Origin of the sequence: Nostoc sp. (assembly GCF_036917435.1) — a bacterium.
In the GTDB taxonomy this organism is placed as follows: Bacteria; Cyanobacteriota; Cyanobacteriia; order Cyanobacteriales; family Nostocaceae; genus Nostoc.
Window position 1 is genome coordinate 121,929 of the sequence record NZ_JBALDM010000040.1, and the last position, 19,780, is coordinate 141,708.

Annotated in this window: 21 protein-coding genes; 9 read left to right on the forward strand and 12 right to left on the reverse strand. The window is 41.7% G+C overall.

Annotation, left to right across the window (positions count from 1 at the left end; all coding sequences use genetic code 11):
- Positions 1-25: 25 nt before the first annotated feature.
- On the reverse strand, positions 26-1,081 hold the full coding sequence (locus V7K98_RS19630) for a M28 family peptidase (RefSeq protein ID WP_335024773.1): 1,056 nt from the start codon (positions 1,079-1,081) through the stop codon (positions 26-28).
- Between the two features lie 469 nt (positions 1,082-1,550).
- On the opposite strand from V7K98_RS19630, the gene V7K98_RS19635 reads away from it, so the two are divergent.
- Both V7K98_RS19635 and V7K98_RS19640 read left to right on the forward strand, forming a co-directional pair.
- Positions 1,551-2,798, forward strand: a complete 1,248-nt coding sequence (locus V7K98_RS19635; protein WP_335024775.1) for an urease accessory protein UreH domain-containing protein — start codon at positions 1,551-1,553, stop codon at positions 2,796-2,798.
- Positions 2,773-3,474, forward strand: a complete 702-nt coding sequence (locus tag V7K98_RS19640; protein ID WP_335024777.1) for a hypothetical protein — start codon at positions 2,773-2,775, stop codon at positions 3,472-3,474. The genes V7K98_RS19635 and V7K98_RS19640 overlap by 26 nt, the downstream gene beginning before the upstream one ends.
- A gap of 203 nt (positions 3,475-3,677) precedes the next feature.
- Here V7K98_RS19640 and V7K98_RS19645 read toward each other — a convergent pair whose 3' ends face one another.
- The 3 genes from V7K98_RS19645 to galE all read right to left on the reverse strand — a co-directional run bounded on the left by V7K98_RS19645 (position 3,678) and on the right by galE (position 5,134).
- On the reverse strand, positions 3,678-3,863 hold the full coding sequence (locus V7K98_RS19645; protein WP_335024779.1) for a DUF6887 family protein: 186 nt from the start codon (positions 3,861-3,863) through the stop codon (positions 3,678-3,680).
- Positions 3,860-4,036 carry a DUF6888 family protein gene (locus tag V7K98_RS28935; RefSeq protein ID WP_442940428.1) on the reverse strand — a complete coding sequence of 59 codons (177 nt, stop codon included), beginning with the start codon at positions 4,034-4,036 and terminating at the stop codon, positions 3,860-3,862. Before V7K98_RS28935 ends, V7K98_RS19645 begins: the two co-directional genes overlap by 4 nt.
- A gap of 99 nt (positions 4,037-4,135) precedes the next feature.
- The gene (gene galE / locus V7K98_RS19650) at positions 4,136-5,134 is read right to left on the reverse strand and encodes a UDP-glucose 4-epimerase GalE (protein ID WP_335024782.1); all 999 of its coding nucleotides are present in this window, start codon (positions 5,132-5,134) and stop codon (positions 4,136-4,138) included.
- Between the two features lie 414 nt (positions 5,135-5,548).
- Between galE and V7K98_RS19655 the strand changes: the two genes are divergently transcribed.
- A complete protein-coding gene (locus V7K98_RS19655; protein ID WP_335024784.1) occupies positions 5,549-6,202 on the forward strand; it encodes a hypothetical protein in 654 nt (217 codons plus the stop codon).
- 420 nt (positions 6,203-6,622) lie between these two features.
- A complete protein-coding gene (locus V7K98_RS19660) occupies positions 6,623-8,374 on the forward strand; it encodes an ABC transporter ATP-binding protein (protein ID WP_335024786.1) in 1,752 nt (583 codons plus the stop codon).
- Between the two features lie 62 nt (positions 8,375-8,436).
- Here V7K98_RS19660 and V7K98_RS19665 read toward each other — a convergent pair whose 3' ends face one another.
- Positions 8,437-10,239, reverse strand: a complete 1,803-nt coding sequence (locus V7K98_RS19665) for an endonuclease (protein ID WP_335024788.1) — start codon at positions 10,237-10,239, stop codon at positions 8,437-8,439.
- A gap of 374 nt (positions 10,240-10,613) precedes the next feature.
- Between V7K98_RS19665 and V7K98_RS19670 the strand changes: the two genes are divergently transcribed.
- The 4 genes from V7K98_RS19670 to V7K98_RS19685 all read left to right on the forward strand — a co-directional run bounded on the left by V7K98_RS19670 (position 10,614) and on the right by V7K98_RS19685 (position 13,594).
- Complete coding sequence (locus V7K98_RS19670; RefSeq protein ID WP_335024790.1) at positions 10,614-11,309, forward strand: HupE/UreJ family protein; 696 nt, start codon at positions 10,614-10,616, stop codon at positions 11,307-11,309.
- A gap of 108 nt (positions 11,310-11,417) precedes the next feature.
- A complete protein-coding gene (locus V7K98_RS19675) occupies positions 11,418-11,612 on the forward strand; it encodes a hypothetical protein (protein WP_335024792.1) in 195 nt (64 codons plus the stop codon).
- Positions 11,613-11,774: 162 nt separating this feature from the next.
- Positions 11,775-12,161: a DUF2358 domain-containing protein gene (locus V7K98_RS19680; protein ID WP_335024794.1), complete on the forward strand. Its 387-nt coding sequence runs from the start codon at positions 11,775-11,777 to the stop codon at positions 12,159-12,161.
- Between the two features lie 680 nt (positions 12,162-12,841).
- Positions 12,842-13,594 carry a hypothetical protein gene (locus V7K98_RS19685; protein WP_335024796.1) on the forward strand — a complete coding sequence of 251 codons (753 nt, stop codon included), beginning with the start codon at positions 12,842-12,844 and terminating at the stop codon, positions 13,592-13,594.
- A gap of 213 nt (positions 13,595-13,807) precedes the next feature.
- On the opposite strand, the gene V7K98_RS19690 is transcribed toward V7K98_RS19685, so the two are convergent.
- The 7 genes from V7K98_RS19690 to V7K98_RS19720 all read right to left on the reverse strand — a co-directional run bounded on the left by V7K98_RS19690 (position 13,808) and on the right by V7K98_RS19720 (position 18,963).
- The gene (locus V7K98_RS19690) at positions 13,808-15,076 is read right to left on the reverse strand and encodes a ribulose bisphosphate carboxylase small subunit (RefSeq protein ID WP_335024798.1); all 1,269 of its coding nucleotides are present in this window, start codon (positions 15,074-15,076) and stop codon (positions 13,808-13,810) included.
- A gap of 92 nt (positions 15,077-15,168) precedes the next feature.
- Complete coding sequence (locus V7K98_RS19695; protein ID WP_335024800.1) at positions 15,169-15,555, reverse strand: type II toxin-antitoxin system VapC family toxin; 387 nt, start codon at positions 15,553-15,555, stop codon at positions 15,169-15,171.
- Positions 15,552-15,779, reverse strand: a complete 228-nt coding sequence (locus V7K98_RS19700; protein WP_335024802.1) for a type II toxin-antitoxin system Phd/YefM family antitoxin — start codon at positions 15,777-15,779, stop codon at positions 15,552-15,554. Before V7K98_RS19700 ends, V7K98_RS19695 begins: the two co-directional genes overlap by 4 nt.
- A 60-nt stretch (positions 15,780-15,839) precedes the next feature.
- Positions 15,840-16,466 (reverse strand): GDSL-type esterase/lipase family protein, encoded by a 627-nt coding sequence (locus V7K98_RS19705; RefSeq protein WP_335024804.1) that lies wholly within the window; start codon positions 16,464-16,466, stop codon positions 15,840-15,842.
- Between the two features lie 178 nt (positions 16,467-16,644).
- Positions 16,645-16,983, reverse strand: a complete 339-nt coding sequence (locus V7K98_RS19710) for a ribulose bisphosphate carboxylase small subunit (RefSeq protein ID WP_292701182.1) — start codon at positions 16,981-16,983, stop codon at positions 16,645-16,647.
- Between the two features lie 45 nt (positions 16,984-17,028).
- Positions 17,029-17,436: a RuBisCO chaperone RbcX gene (gene rcbX / locus V7K98_RS19715; RefSeq protein ID WP_335024806.1), complete on the reverse strand. Its 408-nt coding sequence runs from the start codon at positions 17,434-17,436 to the stop codon at positions 17,029-17,031.
- Positions 17,437-17,532: 96 nt separating this feature from the next.
- Positions 17,533-18,963 (reverse strand): form I ribulose bisphosphate carboxylase large subunit, encoded by a 1,431-nt coding sequence (locus V7K98_RS19720; RefSeq protein WP_335024808.1) that lies wholly within the window; start codon positions 18,961-18,963, stop codon positions 17,533-17,535.
- Positions 18,964-19,636: 673 nt separating this feature from the next.
- Here V7K98_RS19720 and V7K98_RS19725 point away from each other — a divergent pair.
- Complete coding sequence (locus tag V7K98_RS19725; RefSeq protein ID WP_335024810.1) at positions 19,637-19,777, forward strand: hypothetical protein; 141 nt, start codon at positions 19,637-19,639, stop codon at positions 19,775-19,777.
- Positions 19,778-19,780: the final 3 nt, after the last annotated feature.

Sequence of the window (19,780 nt, forward strand, 5' to 3'; positions counted from 1 at the left end):
TCCCTGCGATTGTAATGCCTTTTTCCTAGCTTGGTGGTTGAGTTTCCAAAACCTGATTTTTATTTAACAACGTACTAGTAGCATTGACTATAATCTGTGCTGCTCCTGTGAAAAACGATCGCTCGATAGTCGCTGGAATATCGCTAGGTTGATGATAGTGCGGAGTCCGTAAATTTGCGGTATCTGTCACCAATACAGCACCCACGCCTTGATACCAAAAGGGTGCATGATCGCTGCGTAGAGTATCAGGTGTGAGCAAACCTTTAAAAGGAATTGGTATTGTCAAAACTGCTGGCAGATTTGATTCTTGTTTATTCAGGGCGTTTGAGGGGAGCATCTGTGAGCTTTGAAAAGCATTCAGTAAAGGCAAATGTTCTGTATCACCAACTACTGCCAAAAAGTCACCCTTATCGCTAGGTGGCGTAACAGGCAATCCAGCAGGGTATTTCTGACACCCGGCAGTGTAACAAGCATAACCAACCATATCCATAACGATCGCTCCCCCCAAGTTTTGTAAGCGTCTTGTCTTGCTCACAAAAGCTTGACTACCTAAAAGCCCTGCTTCTTCTTTGTCAAAAAAAGCTAGCTGTAACGTCCGTGGTGTGGGACGAGAACCGAGTAACCGTGCTACTTCCAGCACTACAGCTACACCACTAGCGTTATCATCAGCACCGGGGGATAAAGCAACGGTATCGTAATGCGCTGCAACCAGAATTGCTTTAGCGGCTTTGTCAGTTCCTGGGCGTTCAGCAAAAATATTCACACCCTCAGAAAACTTTTCTAATTTGGGTTTCCAGCCGAATTTTGTGAGTTCAGTTGTGATATAAGTGCGAGTAAGCGATCGCTCTTTTGTTGTGTAGCGCTGAAAATTCAACTTTTGGATATGGGTTAACAGCTTGTCAGTAGACACTTGTGGCGCACTGTCAACTTCCTTTGACTCTGCCTGTGGTTCGCGTGTTTCCACTGGAATGCGCTCAACAATTGTCGGTGAGGGACGCGGTTCAAAAAACGTGCTACCTCTACTACCCACCGCAGCAACTGTCATCAGCACCAACAGCATCAGCCAAATCCATTTTTTCATGTGATTTATCCTTGGCTTCCAGACTTAGAGTAGCGCAAATCCACAGGCATAACTTTCCAAGATTGCTAGGAAGGGTTTAATCTTTTGGTTCCTTAAATTCTTAAATCAACCTGCAAAGTCACTTTGCAATAAGTTTAATTGTCTATTTTAATACAATTTTCTTTAATCCAATCTGCTATCGACTCTTGAGTCTCTTGATCGATTGAAAGTCTTTTTATGATTAATACAACTTCTTTTTGTGGCACTCCTAAAGAATACCCCTTCAATATCAAAAAGGTAGCCATCGAAACGAAAGCTACCCTTTTGTTACCATCTATAACAGAGAACACAACTTGATTTACAGTCCCCCACTAGAGGAGTGCTGAGTACTGAGTACTGAGCAAAAAAGAGAAAAAAATTTCTTCTTAGATTCTTCAAAATCTTTATTCTGACACTCAGAACTCATGACTCAGAACTCAGGACTTTTTTTATGGTAGATTTGTTGCTGATCGCGATCCTGGGGTTCCTTGGCAGTTTTGGGCATTGCTTTGGGATGTGTGGCCCTTTAACAGTGGCATTTTCTCTGTCTCATCAGCCGAAAGGGACATCACCCTCAGAAAAGTCCGACACTTGGCGACAGCAATTAAAATTTCATATCCTGCTAAACCTGGGGCGGATGTTAAGCTACGCTCTAGTCGGTGCTGGCATTGGAGCGCTGGGTTCGGTATTCCTGCAAAGTGGACAGCTAGCAGGCATTGGCAGCGACTTCCGGCGCTGGATGGCAATTATAACTGGTGTAATGCTGATTTGGTTTGGTTTAGGACAAATAAAACCCGATTTGCTGCCACGCATTCCCGTGTTACACCCCTTATTACAAGGTAGCTTACACGATCGCCTCAGCACAGGAATGGTTAAGCTTTCCTTTAAAACCAAATGGTGGACACCAATGCTTTTGGGGATGACTTGGGGTTTAATGCCCTGTGGTTTTCTCTATGCTGCCCAAATAAAAGCTGCTGAAACTGGCAATTTATGGATGGGTGGGGCAACCATGCTGGCTTTTGGACTAGGAACCCTGCCCACGATGCTAGGTGTAGGCGTTTCCACATCATTGGTAAGTAAAGACAGGCGCAGTCAGTTATTTCGATTAGGCGGTTGGGTAACACTCACCATTGGCATCATCACCTTGTTGCGGACTGGTGACACAATGGTAGATTACACCGGACACGCGGCGTTAATCTGCTTAATTTTGGCGTTAATTGCGCGTCCTATTAGTGGGTTGTGGGCTTCACCACTGCGTTACCGCCGCGCCTTGGGAGTGGGTTCTTTTGTGCTTTCTGTGGTTCACACCGCCCACATGATAGAACACTCATTGCAATGGAATTTTGCCGCCTTTGCTTTTATGCCGCCAGAATTTCAATGGGGTATGGCTGCGGGTGCTGTAGCATTGATATTAATGTCCCCCGCCGCTTTAACGAGTTGGGAATCGTTGCAGAAATCTTTGGGCAAGCGTTGGCGACAGATTCATCTATTGGGTGTACCAGCCTTGCTCTTGAGTGCCATTCATGCTGTGTTGATTGGTTCCCATTATTTGGGTTCTTGGCAATCAACTTGGGGAAATAAATTAGCGGTAGTACTGATGGGAATTATTACTCTCGGTGTATTGATGGTGCGATCGCGCTTTTTTTGGTCAAAGTTAGCCGTAGAAAAGTTTTATGTTCCCCCAACCAAATCGCGGTAAATCATCCTTATTTTCTGACTCAATCCCAACGAGTCAAAAACAGAGGCATTACTTACACAAAGGCAAATCCTGGCATCAAGGAAAAATAAAGTATTTATTATTCCTGAGTTGCTTAGTTATATCGATAGCTAATCTTTCCCCCGCATCTGCTCATAAGGTGGAAGTCGCTGGAGATGTTGGTGGTACTCTCCACATTGAACCAAATGATAATCCCCGCGCTGGAGAACCCTCCCAAGCCTGGTTTGCACTTACCCGTAGAGGTGGAAAGGTGATTCCTCTGTCACAGTGTAATTGTCGGTTAGCTGTTTATGCCGAGCCTTACGTAGCCGGAGAGCCACCACTCCTAGAACCACAGTTACAACCTGTGGCAGCAGAACGTTATCAAGGTATTCCAGGTGCTGAAATTACCTTTCCCAAGCCAGGTATTTATGAGTTGCAACTAAATGGTAAACCAGTCTCTGGGGCAAGATTCAAACCGTTTCAATTCAAATTTGAAGTTACTGTGGCAGGTGGATCTACACAAAATACACAAAATCAGCGAGATGTCAACAGCAATAGTAATTTAGGAGAGGGTGAATCTCAGAAATTACCAATTTGGGCGATCGCACTTCCCATCTTTGGATTTATCGGCATCTTAGTTGTCGTACTGCGAAGTATGAGAGGTGGTGGGGAATAGGAGAGTAGAAGAGTAGGGAGACATTTTTTTGTGCCTCCCTTTCTGTAAGTCATTTCACCAGATAGTTTGTACATGACGGTAATTGAGAATCTTTGCATCGCAAGTTACCAGAGGAATTCCATATCGCCTAGCGATCGCAATCTAACACAATCATTCAACCACCAGCTTTTATAGTGGTGGTTTTTTGCTAATTTTAATTACTATCAAATAGATTGGCTAATACGCCTTTGTAACTCGGTTTCAAATTCCTCATCGGTGCGAGTGATGATTTTTGGTCGTTGGTCTAACCTGTCCATTAAAATATGGAATGCCTGGGTGTCCTGTGGGTGATATCTAACCCAATCTCTTAATTCATCATCTGACATGGCTTGATAATCAGGTTTAGTCATGGAAATGTCACCTCACCATTTGGATATATCTCTATTTGTATTGTGTCCCCAATTAAAACGTATATGCGCTTTGTTCTTTCATCCAGTCGCACCACGTTGATCGGCTGAAACATATTACTTGCTCTTACACATCTACTGTAAAACGCTCTTAACTGTTCTGTTTTTGGTTCAATCTAGATCCCACCTATTAATAAAGCTTTCAAGTAAGTCGCTAAGGCATTAAGCCGAGATGCGCGAGGTGAAATTTGCATCTCGGCTCCATGCCATCAAGTCTACTGATGTCGCTTTTTATGCCACTGCCACGCATGAGCGACAATATCCTCAATCGATAAATACTGAGGTTGCCAGCCTAAGATTGTTCTAGCTTTCTCACTAGTGCCAATGAGAATTGGCGGATCACCCGGACGGCGATCGCGTTCTTCTACTGCTATCGAAGTTCCTGTCACCTGTTCGGCGGCTGCAATTACTTCTCTGACGGAGAAGCCGCTACCATTACCCAAATTAAAAACTTCGCTATTGCCACCTTTTAATAAATATTCCAATCCCAAAATATGGGCATCTGCTAAGTCATTAACATGAATATAATCACGAATACAAGTACCATCGGGCGTGGGGTAATCAGTGCCGAAAATTGAAATAGATTTTCGTTTGCCTAAAGCTGCCATCAGCACCAAGGGAATTAAATGGGTTTCTGGGTTGTGATCCTCGCCGAGTAAGCCATTGGGATTAGCACCAGCAGCATTAAAATAGCGGAAACGCACTGATTGAAAACCATAAGCAACATCAAAATCAGCAAGAATCCGCTCTACCATCAACTTTGTAGCGCCATAAGGATTAATCGGATTTTGGGGATGGTTTTCTGGAATCGGTACAAATTCTGGTACGCCGTAGGTGGCACAGGTAGAAGAAAAGACAAATTTCTTTACAGATGCCGTCAGCATCGCTTCTAACAGCGTGAAAGTACCAAGGACATTATTGCGGTAATATTTAGCTGGGTCAGTCACTGATTCTCCTACGTAGGCGTAGGCAGAAAAGTGCATCACAGCAGTAATATCGCGGGTTTTAAATAAATGATCTAGCAAAGCGCGATCGCCAGTATCCCCTACTATCAGTTCTACCTGTAAAACCTTCTCTACTAGGTCACGATGCCCATAGACCAGATTATCAAGGATCACAACGTTATAACCCGCTTGCTTCAAAGCAAGCACCGTATGGGAACCAATGTATCCAGCTCCCCCTGTTACCAAAATGGTAGGTTTTCCAAGCGACATAGTTTTATCCTTTTGAGTCGATTACTCAATTAATTTAGTTTACCGGTACCAGATTACTCTTCTGGAAAATTATAAATAATAGACGCAGTGTTAAAAATTTGAACTAAAATCACTACGACGGTAGTCTTTGGGTGTGAGGTTTGAGGTATTTTGAGTCAAACAGTACGATTACAATTTGACAATAAAATAAATCCATTTCCCGAAACCTCTAGTTTGACTCTTACGGGTGACGCTTCTAGCGTTGCAACGAAGAAGTCACTAGTTGTTTTATACAGGGAAACCATGCAGGACAGTTCCTTCTGGGGAGCCACTTCTTCTTCTGTTCAAAGAAGCAATGGCGTGGAAACCCCTAGTAAGGTGGACTGTCTTAACACCACACTGGCTTACTGCACCAGAAAATTTGAGAGTTAATCTATGTTTCTATTGTTAAGCCGAGTACTGCTGTGGCTACTGATTGGCACTATCGTATATTCGCTGTTCCAGCGATTTTATCCCTCTGGAACTTTTGTAGGGCGATTAATCCTAGTCGTGATCTTGGTAATCGTAGCCCTATCATTTCTTAACCCCAGTGAACCAGCTGTAGCGTCGTTGTGGAGAATGCTGTCTTTTCCACTCAAGCCTCTAGGAGCTTCTGTTTTACTGATGATTTTGGCAGCTCAAAAAATAAAAGGAGGCGGAATAGAAAAACCGGGAGGATATTTGATAGGTTGGGCACTAACGATTTTGCTGTTGGCAAGTACACCAGCAGTAGCCTATTTCCTCTATAGGGCACCTCTAGCAATGACAGGTGGAACTTATGTAGCAACTGCTGCACCAACATCCGGGACACTGGTAGCATTAGGAGAACCAACTACCACGGCAAACATTTCAGATGTAAGGGGGGATAGCATTCTTTCTTATAATCTGACAGTGCCTCCCTACCTGTTGCAAGGAAATCCTCAAGATATTCGCAGTCGAGGTTTACGACTTGAAGACTTTGTACCAAATTCGGAAACGTTACAATTGACAACAAGAACTTGGGAAAGTTATCTGGTTGAAATTTACAGGTTCATGCGTGTTCAACGGTAATTAGGACTTACGCAAAACTTGAGCCGAAAAGAAAGATTTTCAGTTAAGGGCAATTCATCAATTGCCCCTACCACTTGTAGTTTTGCGTAAATCCTAAAAGTAAAAGAGAGTTCAGAATTAAGTTCTGGCTCCTGACTTGTAAATTTTTCCTTGTTAATTTACCGAAAAATTGGGTTTAGAGCAAGGTCGTTCTACGACGGCTTTGAGAATTGACCTATACATTTTCTAAGAACATCGGACATCCCACTCCTTGTTTTTGTGCTTCTTCCTTTAGCTGATGAAGTTCATACTCGGAGTACATAATTGCTGAGTATTTTTTTTACTCACTTAGCACTCAGCACTCAGCACTTAGCACTCAGAACTCAGCACTCAGGACTGAGTGTTGTTAATCTAGGATGATAAAGTTGCAAAATTGCTTTAATGGCAAAATCTCGACGAATCGCTAAACTCATTGCTTACCTACGACCCCATTGGCGAGAAGCATCATTAGGCATTCTGGCTTTGTTGTCTGTGAATGCACTGGGCGTTTATATCCCTTGGTTGATTCGTGCTGGTATTGATAAACTCTCGACAACCTTCAACTGGAACGAAATAATACATTATGTAGTAGTGATTGCACTGCTCAGTTCGGCGATGTGGCTAATGCGGATGGCATCACGCATTTGGCTATTTGGGGTGGGTCGTCAGGTAGAATTTGATCTCAAACAACGGATTTTTGAACATTTACTCAAGCTGGAACCGGCTTATTTTGCCAGTAATACTGCTGGCGATTTAATTAATCGGGCTACCAGTGATGTGGACAATATCAAACGGTTATTGGGTTTTGCGGTTTTGAGTTTGGCAAATACGGTTTTTGCCTACGCCCTGACACTGCCAGTAATGCTGGCGATTAGTGTGGATATGACACTAGCGTCTCTGGCAGTTTACCCTTTTATGCTCTTGTTGGTGAGTTTATTTAGCGATCGCTTACGCAAACAACAAGCAGAAGTCCAAGAGCAACTTTCCGACATTAGCGAACTCATCCAGGAAGATATTAGTGGCATTGCCTTAATTAAAATCTATGCTCAAGAAGCTAACGAGCGTCGAGCCTTCTCTAAGAAAAATCAACAATTATTGACTGCTAACCTGGAACTAGCAAAACTCCGAAATACACTTTTTCCGCTAATTGGTGGGCTAGCTAATGTCAGTTCGCTAGTAATTATCTGGCTAGGGGCGGCGCGGATGTCTTCTGGGACGCTTCAGGTTGGCGACTTTTTAGCACTGTTAATTTATGTAGAGCGTCTAGTTTTCCCCACAGCCCTTTTAGGATTCACAATTACTGCCTACCAACGGGGTGAAGTTAGTATAGATCGCCTAGAATCTATTCTCTCTGTCACACCAAAAATTCAAGATGCAGATGATGTCATACACATACCAGTGGCTGAACTTCAAGGGGAAGTGACAGCTAAAAATCTCACCTACATTTACCCTGGTTCCAATACGCCAGCTTTAGAAAACGTTAACTTTACCATTGCTGCGGGAGAAACCGTAGCCATTGTTGGGGCAATTGGTTCGGGGAAATCCAGTTTAGCTAATGCTTTACCGCGCTTGTTGGATATTGAATCAGGACAATTGTTTTTAGATGGACTGGATATTACTAAAATAGGTTTGGCTTCTTTACGAGGTGCGATCGCCTACGTTCCTCAAGATAGTTTTCTATTTAGCACTACAATCAAAAATAATATCCGCTACGGCGATCCAGTTATCGAACAAGAACAGATAGAATCTGTTGCTAAACTTGCCCAAATTGAATCAGAAATTCATAATTTTCCCCAGCAATATGAGACTCTTGTTGGTGAACGCGGTATTACTCTTTCTGGCGGTCAACGACAACGGACTGCTTTGGCAAGGGCCATGCTGGTTAATGCTCCAGTGTTAATTTTGGATGATGCTCTCTCTAGTGTAGATAATCAAACAGCCACACAAATCCTCAAAAATCTTTCCGGTGGTACCGAACGCAAAACAGTAATTTTTATTACCCATCAATTATCGGCGGCGGCAGCTGCTAACCGAATTTTTGTGATGGAAAAGGGAAAAATTGTTCAGATTGGAAATCACTTAGAACTTTTGCAACAACAGGGTTTATACAGAACTTTGTGGAGTCAGCATCAAGTTGAAGAATTACTGCATTAAAGTTTTGACCGAAAAGCATATTTTATTGTTTGTTGGGTAGCACAGTTGTGCTACCCAAATCTTTAGGAATTACAGTATGCCCGTTCTGCTAATGTGACATCTAGCACGAATGGATTGTCATTACCTTGAAATTTAGCGATCGCACGACTGCGTTCTATTTCAGTAATATCAGGTAGGTCTTGCTGATTCCATTTACACAAAGTCTGACGCTGATTTTGAAAGTAACTTTGGTCTACTTTCTCAGCCTGATTCCGGTAAATAGTGTAAAAATAGAAAATTGCCCTAGCTATATCCCCTTTTACTCTCTCTCTAGGCTCAAATTTAGCAGATGCCGATTCGCTAAACTCGTCAATTGCTCTACTAGGAATTGTAGATTGAACAGTATCATCTCGATACCATTTTTTAGTACTTGTGTCAGCTATATCGTCGAAGGGTTTATTTCCTCGTTCACTATTAATATCTTTGCGTGCCGGAAATAGATGGTGAAGGTCACTTTTGGCATTACCGTTGTCAGCCCCTTTACTTTGTGGCCAAACGTGTTCGGTATTCAGTCCTAACTTTTCAGCTTCCTGACTAGGATCGCCATTACCATTTAGACGAATTTGGTAACTAGCATAGATATCTGTCACAGTGCCTGCTTGGTTGTCAATAATGCCAAACATTTCGTCTTTTGCGCGATCGTAGTTCAAACTTTTGCTAGGTTTATACTCCTTAGCAAGTTCTTGAACTAGAGCGACTTTGGATAATTGAGGCAATATAATTGCCGAATCACTTACGGGAGTGGATTGACTAACGGGAGGAGTTGTGTTAAGGGTGGACTGGTTCGCAGGTAATGTAAACGCTGCAATCACAGGATCGTGGTCGCTGACAGGCTTACTAAAGCCAACGTTGACATGGACAATATCAATTTTTGGTTCAGCAGCACGAGAAAGATTTTTACTGACCAACAAATGGTCAATAAGTTCAGTCTTTCCCTTGAATTTGAAAGTAAAGCGATCGCTAGCAGGTAAACTATCTGTCAGATTTTCCAGAATGTTACCCTTCAAGGTATTCAGAGGTAGAGAATCTGGTACATCGTTTAAATCACCGAGTACAATTACTTTGGCTTGCGGGTCAACTTTTAGTATTTGTCCTACGAATTCATTAACGATTTCGGCTTGTTTTACTCGTTTCACATCGGTAGGCGAACCTCCCTTTTTAGAAACAAAGTGATTAGCAATGATAAACAGTTTTTGACCGTTAAAAATAAATTCTGTCGCCAGTGGCTTACGGCTTGCCTCAAAAGCACTATTCGTAGGGTCAATTCGACCTGGATTGAGTGAAAGGTCAAGACCATTTGCACCTTGAGTAATAGCCACAGCATCTAATGAACCGCCTTTTCTAGGCAGTTTTGCTAGAGTTATCCGGCTGGGTTGAAACAATAAACCAACACGGATATTACCTCCAGGTTCTCCACCATCTTGGTCATCGCTGGGCGCAATTTCAACAAAGTCGTATGCTGGACTACCGATATTGTTAAGCGCAGCAATCAGTTTTTGGTAAGTCTCGTTTGCATCCACAACGTCATCATCAACTGTCCCGTTGTTATCTTGAACTTCAACCAAACTGATGACATCTGGTGCGTTCAAATTATTGGCAATAATTTTGGCAATATTATCAAAGCGTCGATCTTTCGGGTCTAAATTCTCGACATTAAAAGTGGCAACAGTCAATACATCCTGTGAATTTTTCAGAGATGTTGTTTCCTGTTGTGAAACTGGAAGTAAAGAAGTTGGCAATTGAGCTATTGGACTAGCGTGTAGTGGGCTAATCCATATAAAGAAGATGAGAGCAACACTAAGTAGTTGAAATTTAATGAATTTCATTCTCTCTTCCAATGAAGGTACTTTATAGATTAGTCTTATTTTTAATAGAGTTCAATTAAGATAAGTTTTAGGTTAGGTAAAGGAGAGCATTATATCTGAGAGAAAATACTAAAATAAAACGAAATTATAGCTAGATTTTTAAACTACATTTGCAGTCGATTAGATACAGTCTTGAATATCAAATGTTGATAATTTTAGTAGCGATATCGTGACATGCTCCCTCTACAAGAGGCTACGCCGCCCGTTATACTTTTCAGTAACCGTGGCTTTGTATAACTTCATAAAGCTAGTACGAAGCGGTGTAATTACCACGTTAGTTTTTTGGGGAAGCTGGGTAGTATAAATTACCGAAAAAACTAATTTGGCATAGAGTGATGTTCAAAACTAAATTATCGCAATTCCGTGCTTCACCAGAATTTTATACCTCGAAGTTAATGGATCGCCATATTGGAGCGATCGCAGCCTTAATTATAATTAGCTTACTGAGTTCATTGAGTGGAACACCAGCCAATCATGCCATCACTAACCCCTGGGAAGGCTTTGTCTGGGGATTGGCAGATCCAGTAATTGGCTTGGATTGTTTAGTGGGTATTATTGCTATTGGCTTACTGTCATCTATGTTTGTTCGTGGCGTTGCGATCGCTGGATGTTTTGTCTTAGCAGCAATATTGGGCATTGTAATCCATCTATTCCAGCTAAATTTACCAGGTGCAGAAATAGCGATGCCTTCGGCGGGCGCAGCGATCGCCATTTCTACCATCGTTTTTGGTACTATGCTGATAATTCCAAATCAACCAAGCTTTGTGGTACTTGCTCTGATGGGCATCAGTGCTGGTTCATTTCAGGGTTACACTGTAGCTGAATCTATTATTGACGCAGGAACGATACCGCTAATTGCCTATATAGTAGGTATGAGCTTAACTCTGTTTACAGTTGCCATGAGTGCCAGAGAAATTGGTAGTGCAATGGGTATGGGAGAAATCAACCAAACTTTACCCTGGAAAATTACCATTGCTGGCTTCGCTTTCTGTGCGATCGGTATCGTGTTTTTGAGCAATTCAACGATCTAAATAAAAGATTTCAATTTAGTGGAATACATTATTTGTGGGGGCGTACACTTAGCTGTATGCCCTCACTGCGTGTTCAAGGGAAATGAAACTTTTTTACAATAGGAAGTTTTGCAACAGCACCACAGAGTTTTAGTGAATAAGCTGATGCATCTCTGCGCTAATCTAGAAGCTATATGTTCTAAACAAAGGCTTATGACACTTGAAGAAATTGCGGATACACTAACAGAATTATTTGGCACATCGGCTGTTGCTGCGTTGGCGCAGCCCGTCGTAGACATCGCTCCAGGCTCGTTTACATCTTAAAATAATTTACAAATATATCTATAGGACTCATATTTGATTTTTGAACAAAATTCCGTACAAGTCAAAAAGGCTGATTTCCCACTCCCCACTCCCCACTCCCCACTCCCCACTCCCCACCTACGCAAATAAGTTCAGAAATCAAATCGGATTCCTATATTTATTATGGATATCATTGAAATCCTCAAAGAAGACTATCAAAGATTCCCAGTAAATCAAACTTACACTATTTACGCTCCAGATGTTTATTTTCAAGATCCACTGAATAAATTTAGTGGCGTTAAACGTTACAAAGAAATGATTAATTTTATCCAAACTTGGTTTTTAGATATCAAGATGGACTTACATAATATTCAACGTTCAGGAGACACAATAAAAACTGAGTGGACACTCAGTTGGAATACTCCTCTTCCCTGGAAGCCACGAATTTCTATTCCTGGTTGGAGTGAATTAGGTCTTAATTCTGATGGTTTGATTGTCTCCCATATCGATTATTGGAATTGTTCACGTTTAGATGTGCTAAAGCAGCATTTATTTGCTAAAAAAATCTAATTAAGAGAAGTTTTTCAAAACACTCATATTTAGTATTTTATATCAATGCATAAGTCTTATTTTTAAAGCTTGTCATTAAAATACTATCTTGTTCTGTATAAATACTGCCTTTAACTCTGGTTTTCTTTCATATTGAAGTTCCACCTCATAGATGATGATGACAAACCGATATGCGTCTATAGGCTTACATTAGAAGCCATTATGATGAATCACTAACGTTAAGGTAATCATCCCAAAAACCAGATGCAGCATCTGAATCAAGATAAATTACTTAGATGTATGTATTAGTTTCACAAAAATAAAATTATTCACGAATTTTACTGAACCAAAAAACAGCTTTACTAAGCCAAACTAACTCTAGAACCATCTCTAAGAAATATATCAAGGTTTATAGCGTTTCTCGACTTAGTAAGGTACACCCGTAGGGGCACAGCAATGCTGTGCCCTTACACCAAGCGATATCATTTTGTACCGCATCTGAATGAGAACCGCTATATATACAGTTAATACCATGTAATGCCATGCATATTAGCCTATCTATTTTGTAGCCTAATATCCTTTTTCGTGATATTAAAAATGTTGCAATCTGCGACTTTTAACAATTTTGCTTGTATGAACTCTCATTAGAGTTTATAGTAATACGGTGTTTTTCCCTTACAGTTTATCGGCAAGTTTATACCATGATTTATTCTCCCAAATTGCAGAAATATTTGGCAATTTTCTCCTTATCTGCATTACTAGCGACTGATTTAATCATCACACAAAAAACCCCTCCAGCTTTTGCCCAAACGGTAAATTCATCTATTGGTAGTGGTGTGACATTCAGTTGCAATGATAGCGAAGCGACAATCAAAGCTAAAAATGGCCCCAGAGTAGTTAATGGGAATACAGCATTTTATATTGGTTATCAGCAAGTTTCATCTAATAACAAAAACCCTGTAACTATCCGTTTCAATACTGGTATCAAATCCTGGTGTCGAACTGATTACGAAACAACGAATGATGACGGTACAGGTTACGGATTGTATTGGAATGGTGGGGATGTTTTATATGGCGTTTACTCTTCCACCGGCAGTCAAACTGGTAGTGATTTTCGCCGCTTTGCAACTGGGCGTTGGTTGTCTAGCTATGGTAGCGGAGGCGGGCCAAAAGTCGCAGTTATAGCCCGGATTAATCCAGCCAATGGTGAGGTTAACTATGCCACATTCTTATCTGCTAAAAAGCCGGATAATGGAAATACAAACTCTTTAGTTGTCCAAGCTTTATCATGGAATGGCACAAATCTGACTGTGCAAGCAAAGTCATGGTGGACTCCTCGTGGTACTAATACAAATTCCATGACTTGCACTGGTTCATCACCTTATCTATACACAGCCGTATTCAGTGGCGATTTAAGAAAAGTGAACTCGGCTTCAGCCCCTACCTGTAAGTAAAAGGTAATGATTCAGTTATCAAACCGAAACGTGAAAGTCATTAGTCCTTGAGATACCCACCCCGTCAGAGAACATGGTTTGAATTATAACGGTTCTCGACAAGCGTGAAGTACAATTTTGCCCTCACTTCCATTCCTCTCTCCTTTTAGGAGAGAGGCTTTGAATTTTTCCCCCACTTTCTTTTGCCAATGACCAATGACCAATGACTAATAACTAATTTTTCCCATCTGGACGCTGAATAATCGTCTCCACCACCCGCCGCTTGGCTTTCGGATCGATACCTACCAAGCGCACATACTCACCGCTATATTCTGCCAGAGTTGCTTCCAAATTTGATATTGCATCAGACTCTGCATCAATATGGCTATGAACACAAGTTTGCCATGAACCCATGCGGAAGCGGCGCTCATCTACGTGTTCAATGCTGATTTTGTAACCTTGAGACAATAATTGCCTAATTTGAGCTTGTGTATCTAGAGTCAAATGGCTACTGGATGCTTCCTTTTTCTGAAATCCATTAGTTTTTGCTTCTTGAGTTGCACCATTGCTTGACGGCTGATTAATTGGTGTCGCAGCAGGTGCAGATTGAGAATTTCTACCCCGATTGAGTCGGTTGTAATCATCAACTAAATGGGAATTTTCTACCCGTTTTTGTTCACCAACGAGAAAGTTACCAGACTCAATTAAGTGAGACAGTCTGAAATCTGGCTTTTTAAATTCTGGTGGCCCTTCAGTGCTGTTAACCACACTCAAGGATACCTGCTCAAAACCGACTTTATGGATGTAGTTGCGGATTTGTTCGTCATAAATGCGCGATCGCAAAGCACTAAAAAAGTCAATAGACTGATTGACAAAAGTATCAACTAGCTGTTCAACTTCTTTCTGTGACAGTCCATCCTGTTCAAAAATCCCCTTGACAATTCCCACTTTGTCGTCTTTGTCTGGTTCCCAGTAGAATTTCTCCATCCGTCCATCCCGAATTAACGGTGCATAGAGGGTAGAAAAATCATTACCTGTGACGATAATCGGCACACGATGCAAAGGTGTGGAATCATAGCTTCCAGGCAACTGCACATCTGTGGGATTATCAGCAATATTCATCAGTGTGGCATTCACCAACTGCGTATTTACAGTATATTGAGTGCCTTCATCAAAGCGTCCAGCGCCCGCATCTAAATCATTAATCATCAGTACACACATTTTGCCGCGTACTTTGATCAGTTCTGCTGTTTCCCGATAACGCAGCCGAATCAACCGCGCCGGATCTCCTGCATCTGGACTTTCCAATTCGCCGCCAGATATGTTAGTCACCTCGATACCCATTTTCTCGAAGACTAATTGACATTGAAAAGTTTTGCCTTCACCTTTGCGTCCGTGAATACCTAAAATCACGGGGACTCGCACGCCAGGAAGCTTTAGAAAGTTTTTGGTGATGTGGACAGCCAGTTTGTCCAAAAAGCGGGGAGCGATGTAATAACCCATAATAATTATCTTTGCCTAGCACTGCCTAAAGTAATGTTAAGTTTTTTTGGCGATCGCTGTTTATTTATCTTTTGGTAGAAAAGGAGCGTTATTTACCACAAACGCTCAATTGGATAGGCATCAAAAATTTTATCAGCACTCAGTATAGGTATATTTTCTGCGAGTGATTGTGCAATTAGAATTCGGTCGAATGGATCGCGATGATGTAAAGGTAGTGCCGCAACAACAGTAACGTGGCTAATTTTGATATCGAGTAACCTAAAATCGTTGAGGTTGAGTTGTTGTGTGAGAAATATCTCAAATGGCTGATTGAAACTAAGCTTTCCTAAATTCTGCTTAATAGCGATTTCCCATAGACTAGCTATACTTAGCAAAATTTCATTATTCTGATCGTTGATTAACTCTAGTACTCGATTACTAAGTCTTGAATTATTAGTCACATACCAAATAAAAGTATGTGTATCCAGCAGCAATATCATTCCATATATTCCTTAAAATCTTCGAGTGGTTCATCAAAGTCATCAGATATTGTAATTAAACCCTTTGCGCTTCCAGGTTGACGGCGGTGTTTAAGTGGCGACACAGGGGTTAACTTCACCAAAGGTTGATTATCTTTGATAATAATAATTTCCTCACCTCCGAGTGCTGCTTCAATTAAGTCAGGTAAGTTTTGAGATGCTTCAGCTAGAGTAATTTGTTGCATAATTACCACCTTGGAACGGAAAAATAAGCTGCCACCACTATCCTAACTTTGAATGCTCGATTAAGTCACAGGGAACCAATTTAACCAAGCGTCCCAATTTTCTACTATTTTGGCAAATTCTGCATAACCGCCGGCTTTAGGATGAACACCATCATTAGCTCTTGCTTCATTAATCCAGATATTTGATTTTTCTAATATGGGAAAAACGTCTAAATAAGGTATGTTCAATTCATTGCAAATTAAAGCAAACTGTTTAGATAAATCAGTATTTCTGTTCGTTCTTTGACTATCTTTTTGTTCTGCGTATGGTGCGGATCCAATCATTAAAACAGGATATAACTTTTGAGCTTTACTTAAAATTTCACGGGAATTTTTGATAGAATCTGCCAAATCCACACGAGTTTTACCATTTTCTAATGTTGTGTCATTCAATCCAAAAGAAAATACAACTCTGCCATCATATTCTTTGGGCGATCGCAGTGATACTTCCTGTAACCAACGCTTTGCTATATCACTACTCGTATCACGCCTAATCCCTAAATTATAGTAAGTAATGTCATAACCTTTTTTATTAGCATTAGCACATACCCTCCCTGTCCAACCAAGACATTCTGAGTCGCCAGTACCATTAACAAAAGAATCACCAACAAAACAAATTCTTACTTCCGGCAGATGCTGTAATTCCATTTATTATATTTAAAAAAAAAGCAGAGGTTTACACAAAGGGGCGCTGAGTTATTCTCTGCGTTTCTCTGCGTTTCCCTTTGCGTCCCTTTGCGTTTAAAAACAAACCTAGTAAATAGGAGAGGCAGATAATTCTACCTCTCCTATGGCAATAAACTAATTACTTAGAGCAACGCTTGCTTTAGTATCTGTTAGCTTTGTTGGGTTTGTGAACAAGAAAGCTGAGAATTTGGCACTGCTTGATGTTGTCAAAACCTACAACACGGATATAGCTGGTGTTGAATTGAGAACGACACGCTTGAACTTCGCTCAGTACTTCTTGAGTAGATTTAGCACCGAACAAAGGCAACTTCCACATTGTCCAATATAATTCTGTTGGCTCAGAAGTTTCGTTGAACTCGATGGCTGGAATGTAACCTTGATTCAAAATGTACTGGATCTGCTTGGCAATTTGAGCATCAGTCAGGGGGGGCAGATAAGAAAGGGTTTCGTAACGACGCTCTTTTGGTAAAGTTTGCATAGCTTTTGATAATGGGTTGCGATTTTTACTACTAGATTGACCAAACTAAGTGGATAAGTTATCCAAATTCTGATCTGAAGTTGCTTGCTGTTCTGGTTGCAGACTGGGGTTAGATGTGTCTATCCGTGTGATGCGTTCTAAATGCTGGCGACGCTGTTCCATATTGGCTTGCTGAATGCCAGTGCGAACCATTTCCGGTAAAAATTCCATAACTTCTTCCGCAATGTGTTCTCTGACAGTCATGATTCGCAATGCCAAATCTGGTTTTTCTCGCAACAGTTGATCAATATACGATTCACCATTCTGAATTTTGCCAGCAGAAAAGTTATGCAACCAAAGTTCTAATGGAGGATTCGTTTCGCCTAGCTGTGCCAATACTGTCCTTAGAGCCTGATAAGTCAGATAGCTTTGGAGAGTTTTGGCTGTGTCCTTCGCAATTTGCTTAAGATTCATGCTTGACCCCAGCCTCAAATAAGTAAAAAGTAAAAAGTAAAAAGAAGGAAATACTATTTTCTTTTACCTTTTAACTTTTAACTTTTAACTTCAAGATCAGACGGTATCCATTGCTTCAAACTCGAACTTGATTTCTTTCCACAGTTCGCAAGCAACAGCTAGTTCAGGAGACCACTTAGCAGCTTCGCGGATGATATCGTTACCTTCACGAGCCAAGTTACGGCCTTCGTTACGAGCTTGAACAACGGCTTCCAAGGCGACGCGGTTAGCGGTTGCACCAGGAGCGTTACCCCAAGGGTGTCCCAGAGTACCACCACCGAATTGTAGTACGGAGTCATCACCAAAGATTTCTACTAGCGCGGGCATGTGCCATACGTGGATACCACCAGAAGCAACTGCCATTACACCAGGTAGAGAAGCCCAGTCTTGGGTAAAGTAAATACCACGAGACTTGTCTTGCTCAATGTAGTTTTCACGCAATAGGTCAACGAAGCCCATTGTGATGCCGCGCTCACCTTCCAATTTACCAACTACGGTGCCGGTGTGGATGTGATCGCCACCAGACAACCGGAGGGCTTTAGCCAATACACGGAAGTGGATACCGTGGTTCTTTTGACGGTCAATTACAGCGTGCATAGCACGGTGAATGTGGAGCAAGATACCGTTGTCGCGGCACCAACGAGACAATGTGGTGTTTGCGGTGAAGCCTGCGGTGAGGTAATCGTGCATGATGATGGGCTGTTTGAGTTCTTTAGCGAACTCAGCCCGTTGCAACATTTGTTCACAGGTGGGGGCAGTGACGTTGAGGTAGTGACCTTTGATTTCACCGGTTTCAGCTTGGGCTTTGCTGATAGCTTCAGAAACGAACAAGAAGCGATCGCGCCATCTTTGGAATGGTGCGGAGTTGATGTTTTCGTCGTCTTTGGTGAAGTCCAAACCACCGCGTAAGCACTCGTATACAGCGCGTCCGTAGTTCTTGGCGGAAAGACCTAATTTAGGCTTAATGGTACAACCCAGCAAAGGACGACCGTATTTGTTTAACTTGTCGCGCTCAACTTGGATACCGTGAGGAGGCCCTTGGAAGGTCTTGATGTAAGCTACTGGAAAGCGGATATCTTCTAAACGTAGTGCCCGCAAAGCTTTGAAACCAAATACGTTACCTACAATTGAGGTCAATACGTTGGTTACAGAACCTTCTTCAAACAAGTCCAAAGGATAGGCAACGTAGCAGATGTACTGGTTGTCTTCACCTGGAACTGGTTCGATGTCATAACAACGACCTTTGTAGCGATCGAGGTCGGTGAGCAAGTCTGTCCACACAGTTGTCCAAGTACCTGTAGAAGACTCAGCCGCTACAGCCGCACCTGCTTCTTCGGGAGGAACACCAGGCTGGGGTGTCATGCGGAACGCAGCTAGAAGATCGGTATCTTTTGGTGTGTAATCGGGTGTGTAATAAGTTAGTCTGTAATCTTTAACCCCGGCTTGATACCCAGACTTGCTCTGAGTCTTCGTTTGAGCGTAAGACATATTTTATCCTTCCCTGAAATCACTCTTAATTAATTATCAAATCACGTTTTGTGCAACTTCCCCCGACCCAGATATTTCCCCCCTTGAGCGAGAGGAAGATTCAGGAAAAATTTTTGTTAGGGGTTGTCTTTGGCAAAAGGTTGCAGTTTTTTTGCGGCGGACACTTTGGTAGCGGTGGTAGCCCTCCTCACCAGTGTTATCCCGTTGTAGGGGTACACGACCTAGCGCTTCTACTGTTTCCTGTTGCTACGAATCAAAATTATTTTTTACCTCTTCTTTGCACCCAACTAAACCTTCTCAATTTCACCAAAACTTCCGCTTTCGCGGTTAGCATTTAGATAATTTCCCTACAAATCGGGGTATTCAGGGGATTGGCCTGGCTGGCACACATTCTCGCCTCTACACTCCTTTTATCTTCTCCGTAGATGGAAAAGACACCAGAAAAGAATTTATTTGACACAGATTTAGCAGAGTGATGAGCGAAAGATAAAAAATTGCACACCACGTAATTTGTAACTTGTTTCACAATATATCAAGAATTCGATAAGTTATTCTTTCAAAGTTTTGAACTTATATATTTAGTTTTGTTATTACATAAAGATTTAAACATTTTGTTACAAATGCTTTACAAAGTGTCATCAATAGCTGTAAAGAAGGTTCGGGGGAGTTAGGAGTGAAGAAGGGAATAGGTTACAGGTTAGAGGGTACAGATTATTTCCTATCAACCTATCACCTCTCCCCTAATGCCCAATTCCCAATTCCCAATTCCCAATTCCCAATTCCCAATTCCCAATGTTTAAAAAATCTCAGCTAGGGG

Coding starts and splice junctions, on each gene's coding strand:
- rcbX (WP_335024806.1), bottom strand. CDS start 17,436: ATGAATCTTAAGCAAATTGCGAAGGACACAGCCAAAACTCTCCAAAGC.
- V7K98_RS19635 (WP_335024775.1), top strand. CDS start 1,551: ATGGTAGATTTGTTGCTGATCGCGATCCTGGGGTTCCTTGGCAGTTTT.
- V7K98_RS19655 (WP_335024784.1), top strand. CDS start 5,549: ATGTTTCTATTGTTAAGCCGAGTACTGCTGTGGCTACTGATTGGCACT.
- V7K98_RS19630 (WP_335024773.1), bottom strand. CDS start 1,081: ATGAAAAAATGGATTTGGCTGATGCTGTTGGTGCTGATGACAGTTGCT.
- V7K98_RS19660 (WP_335024786.1), top strand. CDS start 6,623: ATGGCAAAATCTCGACGAATCGCTAAACTCATTGCTTACCTACGACCC.
- V7K98_RS19665 (WP_335024788.1), bottom strand. CDS start 10,239: ATGAAATTCATTAAATTTCAACTACTTAGTGTTGCTCTCATCTTCTTT.
- V7K98_RS19670 (WP_335024790.1), top strand. CDS start 10,614: ATGTTCAAAACTAAATTATCGCAATTCCGTGCTTCACCAGAATTTTAT.
- V7K98_RS19710 (WP_292701182.1), bottom strand. CDS start 16,983: ATGCAAACTTTACCAAAAGAGCGTCGTTACGAAACCCTTTCTTATCTG.
- V7K98_RS19680 (WP_335024794.1), top strand. CDS start 11,775: ATGGATATCATTGAAATCCTCAAAGAAGACTATCAAAGATTCCCAGTA.
- V7K98_RS19685 (WP_335024796.1), top strand. CDS start 12,842: ATGATTTATTCTCCCAAATTGCAGAAATATTTGGCAATTTTCTCCTTA.
- V7K98_RS19720 (WP_335024808.1), bottom strand. CDS start 18,963: ATGTCTTACGCTCAAACGAAGACTCAGAGCAAGTCTGGGTATCAAGCC.
- V7K98_RS19645 (WP_335024779.1), bottom strand. CDS start 3,863: ATGACTAAACCTGATTATCAAGCCATGTCAGATGATGAATTAAGAGAT.
- V7K98_RS19695 (WP_335024800.1), bottom strand. CDS start 15,555: ATGATATTGCTGCTGGATACACATACTTTTATTTGGTATGTGACTAAT.
- V7K98_RS19705 (WP_335024804.1), bottom strand. CDS start 16,466: ATGGAATTACAGCATCTGCCGGAAGTAAGAATTTGTTTTGTTGGTGAT.
- galE (WP_335024782.1), bottom strand. CDS start 5,134: ATGTCGCTTGGAAAACCTACCATTTTGGTAACAGGGGGAGCTGGATAC.
- V7K98_RS19640 (WP_335024777.1), top strand. CDS start 2,773: ATGTTCCCCCAACCAAATCGCGGTAAATCATCCTTATTTTCTGACTCA.
- V7K98_RS19690 (WP_335024798.1), bottom strand. CDS start 15,076: ATGGGTTATTACATCGCTCCCCGCTTTTTGGACAAACTGGCTGTCCAC.
- V7K98_RS19700 (WP_335024802.1), bottom strand. CDS start 15,779: ATGCAACAAATTACTCTAGCTGAAGCATCTCAAAACTTACCTGACTTA.